Origin of the sequence: Siphonobacter sp. BAB-5405, assembly GCF_002872335.1 — a bacterium.
Lineage (GTDB): Bacteria > Bacteroidota > Bacteroidia > Cytophagales > Spirosomataceae > Siphonobacter.
In genome coordinates, this window is sequence record NZ_NJAG01000005.1 from 22594 (window position 1) to 34619 (window position 12026).

A 12026-nucleotide genomic window follows, 5' to 3' on the forward strand; every position below is an offset into this window, starting at 1 on the left:
GATTCGTTTAACCTTAACTCCTATCTTCTATGCAAAATCAAGAGCCCGACCCCCATCGGGAAGAGCCCCTTCGCCGGGGCAAACCCATGGTCAGTTCTTTTCGTACCAAAGATGATTTCCTTCGTTTGTTCCGGGGGAATGCCAAGTACCGGGATATTGTAGAAGTAGAATCGGGAACGGGTTTCGCCTATCGGAACCGTCAGATTGTACAGATTGAATCCCTGGAATTGTTCGATGAAAAAGGGAATCGGTTTAAACTGACGACCCGCCAGCAATTACTCGACTTCTTCAACGGCAGGAATTACGAGATTTTGTTCAACCGAACGCTGACGGAAGTCGAACGGGCTAGTTGCTCGGCGTACCTCTACGATTTAAATCATAAACGGTATCAGATTCAGCGGACGGTTGAATGTGATTGTCTGGGACCGCTCACTTTTTTACTGGAAGGTGAAAACCTGCACGAGCTTCGGGGCATTAGTCAGGTAGAAGGCGTTCCCCCCAAACACGCTTCGACACAACCACCGGTAGGGAGGATGGAGACAGAACTGGACTATTGCACCTCCGCCGTAACCTGGGATCCTTCCGCCTGCGAGGTCATTGAATCTACGCGGGTCGATCCGGATCAGTATTCCCTGGAAAAATATAATCAATCGTCCGACGATACGACCGTAGCCATCATCGATACGGGGCTGGAAGACCGGGATTATCAGATTCCGTGCTGGTACCAGCAAGCGATTGATCCTTGCTCGAAAGGTACCGTAGCGGTGGAACAAATTGGCTGGAATTTTGCGTACCCCGACCTGGCACCGCCTTCCTCCGAGCACCTGCCGATTGATAACAACCTGTACCGACACGGTACTAAAGTGGCTCACATCATTCATCAACTCTCGCCCCGCACGCGACTGATGATTCTGAAAGTTTTCGATCAGGAGGGCATTGGCTCGCTTTCCGATCTGTTGTGTGCGTTAGCCTACGTGGTTCGAAACAAAGCGAACATTGTCAACGCGAGTTTCGGGTATTACGGAGCGAAAATTCCGTTGCTGGAGCGATTTTTCAAAACGCTTGATAAGGCTGGGGTGATGGTATTCTGTGCCGCGGGTAATCACGGGGATATAGACGGTACGCCGAAAGATATTTCCAGTACTTCCTTTTATCCGGCCTGTTTGGGGCTCGATAACATCATTACCATTACGACCGTAAAACCAGGTCCGATCCGGAGGCCCCTACCCCGCCCCCTTGAGATTTTGCCAAAGCCTACCGTGATTGCTAAAAAGCAGCTGGTACCTTACGAAAACTACTCGAACCGATACGTTACGCTTGGCGTGCTAACGGAAGAGGGTAGTTTCCGCAACCCGTATCGTTCCTGCAAACAGGAGTCTGGTACCATTGAAGGTTCGTCTTTTGCCACGCCGTATGCCTTGGGATTGGCCGCCCGCCATTACGCCGCCATTCGGGCCGATTACGAGTCGGGCAACCTTTCGCTGAAAGCCGCGTATCTGAAACACCTGCCCCTACAAGTCAATGAGTCGTTGAAAGCCTACGTCGTTGACGGCCAGTATATCCCATATCGTCCCTAAACTACTCGCGGGTATTCTGTTCCTGAGTGGAGGGTCGGCCTATGCCCAATGCCGACCCTCCACTACGTTTGCCTCCCAAGTCAGTCGCCTGCTGCCGTCGGAATCCATCGCTGACTGGGAGAACCTGAAACGCGACTGGAAGCATTGTGAAATAGCCAGGGATTCTTCCTACGGTCGGTTGCTAAACACTCTGGGCAATCTGTACTGGCTGGCGGGTAATAAGAAAAAAGCCCTGGAACAGTTGCAGGAAGCCGTTCGTCTGCCTGCCCTTCCCCCCGATTTGTACACGCAGAGTATGTACCGCTACGGGGCCTATCTCATCGGAAACAACCGTTGGGAAGAAGCCGAAAGTACCTTACTCCAGGTCATTACGCATAGCGAACGTTACCAGTTTCACGAACGGGTGGCCGCAGCCTGTGCCCAGTACGCGTATCTGGCCAACGCCAAAGGTGATTTTCATCAGGCCGTTGAATATGCCGACAAGGGGATTGACTACGCCCGTCTGGCCCATAGTTCTTCCCGCGAATTGTATAATCTGAATCAGAAAGTAGAAGGCCTCATTGGGTTGAATCAGTTGCCCGAGGCGGCCCAGTTGATGGAATCGGTCATCGATTCTAAACACGGCCCCCTCAATCCAGACCACTCGTTACTGGCCATTGACATTTATTTGCAACTACGACAGTTGCCCCGGGCTCAGGAATTACTCAAACAGGCATTACGCACGTTTACTGACAGCGTTTCACAGGGAAAACTCTACAACGAACAAGGAATACTTTTCAAACATCTAAGGCAACCCGTACAGGCTCAGAGAGCCTACCTGCTAGCCTTGACGTATTTTCAGGAACCCGATGTACGAGCGATTGTATACAGCAACCTGGGTGAACTGAACAGTATCCGTCCAACGGTGGCTTTGGCTTATTTCCAGCGGGGTATTCATCAATTAGTGCGTTCCTGTACGCCCCATCGTCTGAGTGCCAATCCGCATACGAGCCAGTTGCAAAGTGTATCCCGGAAGGAATATCTGCTGCTGTTACTCAAGCAAAAAGTGCAGGCCTTACGAATGCGATACCAGCAAACGCACGATCCGCAGTACCTCACCCTCGCTCAGCAAACCATCACGGTTACCGATCAGATGATTGACCGGATGCGGTGGAGTCATCAGGGGATGAAATCCAAGCTATACTGGCGAAATACAACCCGATCTTTTTACGAAGATGCCATTCAGGTGTGTTACTGGCAGAAAAACAGCAGTCGAGCCTTTTACTTTTTCGAAAAAAGCCGGGCCGTACTGCTGGCCGACCGTCTCAACGAGTGGAATGCCAGTCGGCAATTACCCGCTCAGCTGGCCGAGCAGGAACGGGCCTATCGTCAGGCTATCGAGCAGTTGCAGGAACTCTCCCCACTCGGCTCATTGGCGGAACAACGAGCCACCCGTATCCGCCTGGATAGCGTGACGCAGGCTCAACAGGCTTTTATCCGTTCCCTCGAAAAAACCCACCCGACGTACTATCAGTACAAGTACGAAAATCAGGTGCCGTCGCTGCAAACCGTACAGAAATCGTTGCTGGCCAAAGATCAGGCTCTGGTTAGTTACTTTATCGGCGAACGGGCTCTGTACGCACTGGGCATCACTCCAACTAAAACGGTTTGCAAACGCCTGCCGCTAACCGGCCTGCAAGGCATAGCCCAGCAATTCCTCAAGTACTGCTCCACTGCCCAACTCACTGTCACGGAAGTACAGCAGTTCAACCGGCTGGGTTATGAATTATATCAGCGATTACTGGCTCCTTTAGGTCTGACTTCGACTCGCTTCATCATTTCCTCGGACGGCGTCGTGCTTCCCTTCGATGCCTTCCGTTTTTCACCTGACCGTCCTTCCGATTATCTTATCCATACGCATGCCTTTAGTTACACGTACTCCGCGGGATTTCTACTGCGAAAACGTCCGCCGATGGGATGGAGTAAAAATTTTCTGGGCCTGGCTCCCGAAGCCTTTGCTCCGGCTCTGCATCAACAGCCTTTGCCGGGTTCGGTCCAGACCTTAAACCGGATTGAAAAGCAGGTCTTTTTCCCGAAAACGCTGGTACACGAGGCGGCTACCAAACGGGCCTTTCTGGAGCAGGCTGCCGATTACCGGATTCTACACCTGTTCACCCATGCTGACGCCGATAGTACCGCTACCCACGAACCGGTCCTGTACTTCGCAGATTCGGCTCTGAAACTTTCTGAACTGGAGAACGCTCCTCCTTTTCGTACGCGTTTACTCGTGTTGTCAGCCTGTAAAACGGGGGTGGGGGTTAATCAGAAAGGAGAAGGTGTATTCAGTTTGTCGCGGGGATTTGCGGCTTTGGGTATTCCCAGTACCATTACGACCTTGTGGAGTGTCGAAAACAAGGCTACGTACACCTTGATTGAAGATTTTTACCACTTTCTTTCCCAGGGTTTACCACAGGATCTGGCCTTACAAAAGGCTCAGCTTCAATGGTTACAAACGCAGGATCAGCAACTTCCGTATTACTGGTCGGGCCTCATCCAGATGGGCGAAACGACTCCCTTGTACGACGATGCAGCCCTTCCTGCTACGGCGGGCATTGCGGGTGGTTTGGTATTGATTGGTTTAGGCCTTTGGTGGCAGCGAAGAAAGAGACACCTTTAAAGTAAGCCTTCGTCTGCGAAGCTCAAATACTTATGATCGCACAGGATGAGGTGGTCCAGAATGGGGATGTCGAGTAGCTTTCCGGCTTCCTTTAACTTTCGGGTCAGGTCTTTGTCCGCCTGACTGGGTTGCAGGTTTCCTGAAGGGTGGTTGTGAGCCAGAATCATACCACTGGCTAAATGCTCGATGGCGTGTTTAAAAATCAGCTTAGGATCGGCTACTGTACCCGAAACGCCGCCCGCTGAAACTTGCATAGGTCGTATGATCTGATTAGCCCGGTTAAGTAGCAGAATCCAGAATTCCTCGTGCAGTAAATCCATCAGATGCGGTCGTAACGCCTGATATGCCGTTTCTGAACTCGTGATGATTGAGCGTACGATCGGTTCCGATTCTTTCCGGCGGCGACCCAGTTCCAGAGCGGATACAATCGTAATAGCCCGGCTTCGCCGATGCCTTTAAATTTAGAAAGCTCCTTGATACTCAGTTTAGCCAGTTGATTGAGGTCATTGCCCACGCTACTCAGGATCATCTTGGCCAAGTCGACTGCCGTATAATGCTGAATACCCGAATTGATCAGGATGCCCAGTAATTCGGCATCACTCAACGCGGCTTTGCCTTTCAGCATTAACTTTTCCCGGGGGCGATCTTCTTCGGCCCAGGTCTTGATCGTACTTAGCGGCTGGTAAACAGGAGTCATAGGGGAATAGCGAAAAAGCCTTACTAGCGAAAGTAAGGCTTCTAACTGAACGGAAGGCTACCGTTCAATCAATGGGCTATCCGGCAATTAAGCAGCAGCTTGCAGTTTGTTGACAAATCTTGCCAGCTTCGACTTGTTGTTAGCCGCTTTGTTTTTGTGGATGACGTTTTTCTTCGCCAATTTATCCAACATAGAAGCAACTTTTTTGTACAGGTCCTGAGCTTCTACTTTATCGGTAGTAGCACGCAGTTTCTTGATGAACGTACGAGTCGTTTTATGCTGGAAACGGTTACGAAGGCGTTTCGTCTCGTTTGCCCGGATCCGCTTCAGAGCTGATTTGTGGTTTGCCATGTCTTTATATTACTGAGAATCTATGGATTTTCGGAATAGGAATGCAAAAGTAAGACTTCCTTCTCAGATTACCAGCCGTTCGCTCAAAAATTCTTTACTAAATACGTGAATCCCTTCAAATTAGCTGATGGCTAATGATTTGATCAATGGCCATTCGCTCCTTTTCCATTACTCCAACCCATGAAACGGTTCTTTCTGCTGATTTTTCTGCAAATTCCTCTGTATCCGGCTTTTAGCTGGGGCTTTTATGCTCACCAGCGAATTAACCGCCTGGCGATCTTTACGCTGCCCCCTGAAATGGGTCGCTTTTACAAAAAGAACCTGATGTATCTGATGGAAAATTCCGTCAATCCAGATAAGCGTCGCTATGCTGTCGTGGGTGAAGCTGCCCGCCATTACCTCGACGTAGAAGCTTATGGTGACAGTGTATGGAACAAACCGTACTGGAAGGATGCCGTGGCATACTGGGGCGAGGATACGCTTAATACGCATGGCATCGTACCCTGGCACATTCAACGCATGAAGTTTCAGTTGACCGAGGCTTTTCAGCAACGAAACATCGCTCGTATTCTAAAACTTTCGGCGGAAATGGGCCATTACATTGCTGATGGGAATGTACCCCTACACACCACGCGTAACTACAACGGCCAACTGACTGGACAGGAAGGCATTCACGCCTTCTGGGAAAGTCGTCTGCCCGAGCTTTACGCCGAGCAGTACGATTTTTTCGTCGGTACAGCCGCGTACGTTCGCTCGCCCGCCCGCCGCTCCTGGGAAGCGGTACGTCAGGCTCATCATTGCCTGGATTCGCTGTTTTCGCTGGAAACGCAGGTGACTCAAGAACTAGGTCAATCCCGGAAGTATTCGCTGGAAGAACGAGGTAACGTCATTCAAAAGACCTACTCCCGTGAATTTTCCGAACGGTATCATCAGTTACTCAATCATCAGGTTGAAAGACAGATGCGGGCTTCCGTAAAAATGATCGGCGATTTCTGGTATACCTGCTGGATTGATGCGGGTCAGCCAGATCTGAATCAACTTCCTACACTCAGTGAAAAAGACAAACAGATGGACGAGGTAGAGAAACGTTCGTGGTTGCAGCGTTTGTTTCGGGTACGGTCGGAGGAGTAAGGGTTTGGGATTGTTAGTTAGTTGTTGATGGTTGTTACCCTGCATTCCTTCAGGATTGGGGTGTTTGATTGAAACCTGTACCAGTATCCATTGCTTTGTAACCTATATCCTACACAACTCCAGCATCGGTTATTGCCGACTTAGTAATCTTACCTTCCTCCATTAACTATCAACAATCTACTGACAACGATTGCCCCATCCCCTGTTATCTTTGTGGAATGGAATCAGTGGTACAGATTATATTGAAGCCCGGAAAGGACGCTCCCGTTCGTCGTTTCCACCCCTGGGTGTTTTCGGGAGCTATTGCCAAAACCCTCGGTAAGCCAAAGGATGGCGAAGTGGTAGAAGTACTCGATCATCAGAAAAATTACCTGGCGACGGGCCACTACCACGAGGGTTCAATTACCGTAAAATTATTCTCGTTTGAGCCGTTAACGCCCGATGCAGATTTCTGGTTACAAAAACTAGAAAATGCCCTTCGCGTTCGGCAAGCCTTACAGTTTACGACCACGACCTGCTACCGACTGGTGCACGGCGAAGGGGACGGATTTCCCGGTCTTATTCTCGACTGGTACAACGGCGTAGTTGTCTTTCAGGCCCACAGCGTAGGCATGCACCGGGAACGGGAAGCCATTGCCCAGGCTCTGCAAAAACTATACGGCGATGCTCTGAAAGGCATTTACGATAAGAGTCACGAAACCTTACCGGATCGCTACGCTCAATCGGTACAAAACGGCTATCTCTGGCAAAAGGATACGATTACGTTACCACACCCGGTACTGGAAAATGGTCATACCTTTTTGATTGACTGGCAAACCGGACAGAAGACAGGCTTTTTCCTGGATCAACGCGAAAATCGGCAATTGCTGACCAAGTACGTAAAAGGCAAACGTGTCCTGAATGCCTTCTGCTATTCGGGTGGCTTTTCGATTTATGCCTTGTCGGCGGAAGCCTCGCTGGTCCATTCGGTAGATGTATCGGAAAAGGCCATTAAGCTGGTGGAAGCGAACGTCGAAGCCAATGCGTTTGGCCCCGAAGCCACGCACGCTTCGTACGCCGAAGACGTGGTAAAATACCTCAAAACGCACGATCAGCAGTACGATGTGGTGGTACTCGATCCACCCGCGTACGCGAAGAGCATGGACGCCCGTCACCGGGCCGTTCAGGGGTATAAACGACTGAATATTGAAGGGCTCAAGCGACTCGCTCCCGGTGGTATTCTGTTTACGTTTTCCTGTTCACAGGTGGTAGACCGGGAATTGTTTTATAATACGATCGTCGCCGCCGCCATTGAAGCTGGCCGGCAGGTACGCGTCCTGCATCACCTGTCGCAGGGACCCGATCACCCCGTCAACTTCTTCCATCCCGAAGGTCATTACCTGAAAGGATTGGTTTTGTACGTGGAATAAAAAGAAACCCCCGACTTGTGATGAGTCGGGGGTTTCTTTTTATTCCAATTGTCACCTGTATCTATGACCTTGGCTCCCATTTCTTCCATGGGTTGCACCCATGGCTAATGAAATTGAACCTCTTCGGGGTTAGTGATACCCGAACCAAAGAGTTTCAATCAAATAGCCCCGCCTCTAACGCGGAGTATGCCTCTTCGACTAGAATTTAATCGTTGAGGGCAGATATTTCGCAATCAGATCTTCGTAATACGGTTTGAGCTCCTTCACATTGGGTGGTACGGGAGCTTTCGAATACAAGTCATACGGATTGAAGAGCTTCACCCATTTGAACATTTCGCGGTCGTGATCGTCCATCAAGTGATCGTAGGCTCCTTCCCGATGCTGGGCGTAAAACGAGTGGTACCGCATCATGTACAGAGCCGACTCAGGCATGTGATCTTTCATCATGTGGTACAGATATTCGTCGTGACCCCAGGATAGATGCACATTGTTCAGACCACAATTGGGTTCATAAACTCCGTATTTGGTGTTGTAGCGTTCGTCTTTGCTGTCCGGATTGGCTTCAAAGAATTCGGGATAGACAATTTTATCCGAAGGTTTACAGCCCACCGGGAACGTATCGCCTACCACCGCCCACTGCGGTTCGCCAAATAGACATAGTACTTTTCCCATATCGTGCAATAGACCCGTCAGGACAAACCAGTCGGGATGACCGTCGGCCCGAATGGCTTCCGAGGTTTGGAGCAGGTGTTGCAACTGGTCGAGTTCAATGTCCGGGTCGGAATCATCCACCAGCGTATTCAGGAAATTGAAAGCCTCCCAAATGGGCATTTCTTTCCGATCAAACTTCAGGAAATCCGCTTTTTTCTGCTGAACGAAGTCGTAGGTTTGGTAGGTATGATTAAGGCGATAGAACTCCCGTACGGTATCCCGCTCCGGATTATCGTAATTCCGAAACTCTTCCTTGGCCTTGGCCGTCGTTTCCGGCTCGGGATAACGTTCCAGCAAATCATCTTCCCAAACGTCGAGACTCGATAGCGGTGCTTTTTCTTGAGGACTGAAGTCGGTTTTCATTACTTCTTGGTTTAACAGGACAGAAAAATCGTTTATGCCGTTGAAATTGAATTCGTTACCGTTTTTTCAAAGGTAATTTAATTTTCAAAAATGCTTAGACAATAAATAGTATTTTTTGAACTAATCTCAGAACGTATATTCTTTTTTTACCAGAAAACCGTGTATAACGCCGCAATAATCCCCCAAACCAGGGCCGAAAAAACGACGAACGAAGGTGAAATCCGGAACATGGATCGCGTCAGTACCAAGCCTTTGGGATTGAATTTACTGGACGTATCAAGCAGTGAAATGATAATCATGAGTGCCGCCAGAATCAGGAAACACCAGCCCGTACGGTGCAGAAAAGGAATGGGTGTATCGGGTAGCCACTTGAACAGCAACGCCAGCGGAATGGATACACTCGCCGCCACGAGAGCTGCCGTGGAGGTCGTACGCTTCCAGAACAACCCCAGGAAAAACAGGGCGAAGGCCCCGGGCGTCAGGTAATTGGAGTATTCCTGAATGAACTGGTACGCCTGTTCGAGGTGACGTAATTGCGGCGTGATGAGTAAGGCGATGGCAAAGGCCACCCACACCGCTATTCTTCCAATTAAAACGGTCTGTTTTTCGGAAGCATCTTTATTGAGGAATTTCTTGTAAATATCCAGACTAAAAATCGTCGAGATACTGTTACACTTTCCCGCCAGTGACGCTACAATTGCCGCCGTCAGGGCTGCAAACGCCAGTCCCTTTAAGCCACTCGGCAGGAGATTCATCAGCGTTGGGTACGCGTGATCGGGTTTTACCTTTCCGGCAGCGTCAACCATTTCCTGTTGAAAAGCCCCGTTCTGATAAAGCACGTACGCCGCAATACCGGGAATCACACAGATGAGCGGAATGACGAGTTTTAGAAACGCCGCAAACAGAATACCGCTCCGGGCCGTCGGCAGATCGGCCCCTAAAGCCCGTTGCACGATGTACTGATTACAGCCCCAGTAATTCAGGTTGTTAATCCACATACCGCCAAAAAGTACGGCCATGCCGGGTAATTCGTAGTAGTAAGTATGTCCTTCGGAAAAGATCATGTGGAAATGGCCATTGGCGTGCGTATGCAGCAAACTCAGCCCATCAATTACGCCGTTTCCGCCCCATTGATCCGATACCATTTGCAGGGCTAAGAACGTTACTGCAACGCCACCCATGATCAGTACTACCACCTGAATCAAATCCGTATAGCCAATTACCTTCATACCACCAAGGGTAATAAAAATGGCAAAAGCGGCCAGTCCAAGCATACAGGTGGTGAAGGGTACGCCGGAAATGGTTTCAACGGCCAGGGCCCCGAGGTACAGAATGGAGGTAAGATTTACAAACACGTACAGCAACAGCCAGAATACGGCCATGATCGTTGCCACGGTATCGTTGTACCGTTGCGACAGAAACTGCGGCATCGTATAAATCTTGTTCTTCAGATAAATGGGAATGAAGAAAATGGCTACAATAATCAGCGTAGCTGCCGACATCCATTCGTACGAAGAAATGGCCAGTCCCATCGCGAAACCCGAGCCCGACATGCCGATAAAGTGCTCGGCAGAAATGTTGGACGCAATCAGCGAAGCCCCAATCGCCCACCAGGTTAGTGAGCCCTCCGCCAGAAAGAAATCTTTGGTATTGGTTTCACTGGACTTTTTGCGGCGGTAAATCCAGTAGCCATAAGAAGAAACGAGCAAGAAATAAATCAGAAAGACACCGTAATCAATACGTTGCAAGCCTTGCATAGGGGTTTAGAGATTAAATGAACGAATCAGTTCAGCAGGCAATCAAATCATCCAAGAGGCTCTAAATTATGATTATTTCCTTAAAAAATTGTTTTTATTACTCACAAACAAAAAAGCCCGTATTCTTCCGAACACGGGCCTTGTAAAAAGACAAGACTTACTAGTTAGTCGATCAAGTGAAACAGACGTTTCCAGCGAATTTTGTTTAGGAAACTTCCTTCAGGATCCAGCGACATCCAGATAAAGACGGCTTTTCCGACGATATGATCGGAAGGAACAAAACCCCAGTACCGCGAATCGGCCGAGTTGCTGCGATTATCCCCCATCATGAAGTAATAATCCTGTTTGAACGTGTACGTTGAAACGGCAGTACCATTGATTTTCACCGTCGTACCATCGATTTCTACTTTGTCATTGTACTCGTAATTTTCAATGACGTCCCGGTACTTCGCAATATTTTCAGTCGTAAGCTGAATGGTTTCCCCTTTCTTCGGAACCTGAAGCGGACCGAAATTATCCTGATTCCAGTCAAATAAAGGAGAGTTGGGATAAATAAACTCACTCCGTTCGCCTTTCTCGTAGATTTTAGGTTCTACCCGCATGCCCATTTCCTTGAATTTTTGGGCTACCTCGGCACTCGTATTTACTTCATAGCCAACGGTAATCATTTCTCTACGTACGGAATCAAGCTCCGTGAGAGGAAATACATTCGGGCTTTCATTGCGACGATTCCAGATGTCGTATTTCAGGAAAAACTTCTCATCCAGGGGTTCGTTGGTATACACCCGGTAAGGCTGAAGCATTTTCTGCGGATTTTCCATGGCTTTACCATTAATGAAAACCTGCGTAGCTCGTACCTCTACTACGTCTCCCGGAATACCGATGCAACGCTTAATGTAGTTCGGCCGTAAATCTGCGGGCAAGTGGAGCGAATCCGGGTAGTTGAAAACGACCACATCTCCATTTTTCACGTGCGAGAAACCGGGCAGGCGGTACATGGGAAGTTTCACCCAATCCAGGTATGAATCAATATTCGTACCCCAGATTTTCTGGTGTGTAAGAGGCACCTGCAACGGCGTCTGGGGCGTACGGGTACCGTAATGCAGTTTGCTTACAAACAGGAAATCCCCCACCAGCAGGCTGTTTTCCATCGAGGGCGTAGGAATCGTATAGGCTTCCAGAAACAACCAGCGAATCAGCGTGGCGGCTACTACCGCAAACACGATAGAATCCAGCCACTCCCGAAATGCCGACTTCTTCTTTTTGGGTTGCTCCTGATGTACAGTTTTTACTTCCATTTTTTCAGTATACAGTTTCTGTTTTCAGTTGGTAGCACTTTAACGGGCCAATCCCCTTACTGTCAACCTTTCTCCA

At 49.3% G+C, this 12026-nt stretch carries 8 protein-coding genes and 1 pseudogene; 4 read left to right on the plus strand and 5 right to left on the minus strand.

Annotated elements, in window-relative coordinates; all coding sequences use genetic code 11:
- Nucleotides 1-29: 29 nt before the first annotated feature.
- Together BWI97_RS04130 and BWI97_RS04135 are read left to right on the plus strand one after the other, a co-directional pair.
- Nucleotides 30-1577: a S8 family serine peptidase gene (locus tag BWI97_RS04130; protein ID WP_102200148.1), complete on the plus strand. Its 1548-nt coding sequence runs from the start codon at nt 30-32 to the stop codon at nt 1575-1577.
- Nucleotides 1546-4233, plus strand: coding sequence for a CHAT domain-containing tetratricopeptide repeat protein (locus BWI97_RS04135; RefSeq protein WP_146010868.1), 2688 nt, complete (start codon nt 1546-1548; stop codon nt 4231-4233). Before BWI97_RS04130 ends, BWI97_RS04135 begins: the two co-directional genes overlap by 32 nt.
- Here BWI97_RS04135 and radC read toward each other — a convergent pair.
- A pseudogene (gene radC / locus BWI97_RS04140) lies at nt 4230-4930 on the minus strand (DNA repair protein RadC). The gene BWI97_RS04135 and the pseudogene radC sit on opposite strands and share 4 nt — an antisense overlap.
- A gap of 87 nt (nt 4931-5017) precedes the next feature.
- Nucleotides 5018-5281, minus strand: coding sequence for a 30S ribosomal protein S20 (gene rpsT / locus BWI97_RS04145; protein ID WP_094812331.1), 264 nt, complete (start codon nt 5279-5281; stop codon nt 5018-5020).
- 180 nt (nt 5282-5461) lie between these two features.
- On the opposite strand from rpsT, the gene BWI97_RS04150 reads away from it, so the two are divergent.
- Both BWI97_RS04150 and BWI97_RS04155 read left to right on the plus strand, forming a co-directional pair.
- Entirely contained in the window at nt 5462-6412 is a 951-nt protein-coding gene (locus tag BWI97_RS04150) for a zinc dependent phospholipase C family protein (RefSeq protein ID WP_102200150.1), read from the plus strand.
- A 218-nt stretch (nt 6413-6630) separates the two neighbouring features.
- Nucleotides 6631-7821, plus strand: a complete 1191-nt coding sequence (locus BWI97_RS04155; RefSeq protein WP_094812335.1) for a class I SAM-dependent rRNA methyltransferase — start codon at nt 6631-6633, stop codon at nt 7819-7821.
- A 198-nt stretch (nt 7822-8019) separates the two neighbouring features.
- Here the strand turns inward: BWI97_RS04155 and BWI97_RS04160 are convergent, their stop codons facing one another.
- From BWI97_RS04160 to lepB, 3 genes are all read right to left on the minus strand, one after another.
- Nucleotides 8020-8895, minus strand: coding sequence for an inositol oxygenase family protein (locus tag BWI97_RS04160; RefSeq protein ID WP_094812337.1), 876 nt, complete (start codon nt 8893-8895; stop codon nt 8020-8022).
- Between the two features lie 146 nt (nt 8896-9041).
- Nucleotides 9042-10652, minus strand: coding sequence for a sodium/sugar symporter (locus BWI97_RS04165; protein WP_102200151.1), 1611 nt, complete (start codon nt 10650-10652; stop codon nt 9042-9044).
- A 164-nt stretch (nt 10653-10816) separates the two neighbouring features.
- The gene (lepB, locus tag BWI97_RS04170) at nt 10817-11950 is read right to left on the minus strand and encodes a signal peptidase I (protein ID WP_102200152.1); all 1134 of its coding nucleotides are present in this window, start codon (nt 11948-11950) and stop codon (nt 10817-10819) included.
- Nucleotides 11951-12026: the final 76 nt, after the last annotated feature.

Excerpts from the sequence above, each read along its gene's own strand:
- rpsT (WP_094812331.1), bottom strand. The coding sequence starts at position 5,281 with ATGGCAAACCACAAATCAGCTCTGAAGCGGATCCGGGCAAACGAGACG.
- BWI97_RS04160 (WP_094812337.1), bottom strand. The coding sequence starts at position 8,895 with ATGAAAACCGACTTCAGTCCTCAAGAAAAAGCACCGCTATCGAGTCTC.
- lepB (WP_102200152.1), bottom strand. The coding sequence starts at position 11,950 with ATGGAAGTAAAAACTGTACATCAGGAGCAACCCAAAAAGAAGAAGTCG.
- BWI97_RS04150 (WP_102200150.1), top strand. The coding sequence starts at position 5,462 with ATGAAACGGTTCTTTCTGCTGATTTTTCTGCAAATTCCTCTGTATCCG.
- BWI97_RS04165 (WP_102200151.1), bottom strand. The coding sequence starts at position 10,652 with ATGCAAGGCTTGCAACGTATTGATTACGGTGTCTTTCTGATTTATTTC.
- BWI97_RS04130 (WP_102200148.1), top strand. The coding sequence starts at position 30 with ATGCAAAATCAAGAGCCCGACCCCCATCGGGAAGAGCCCCTTCGCCGG.
- BWI97_RS04155 (WP_094812335.1), top strand. The coding sequence starts at position 6,631 with ATGGAATCAGTGGTACAGATTATATTGAAGCCCGGAAAGGACGCTCCC.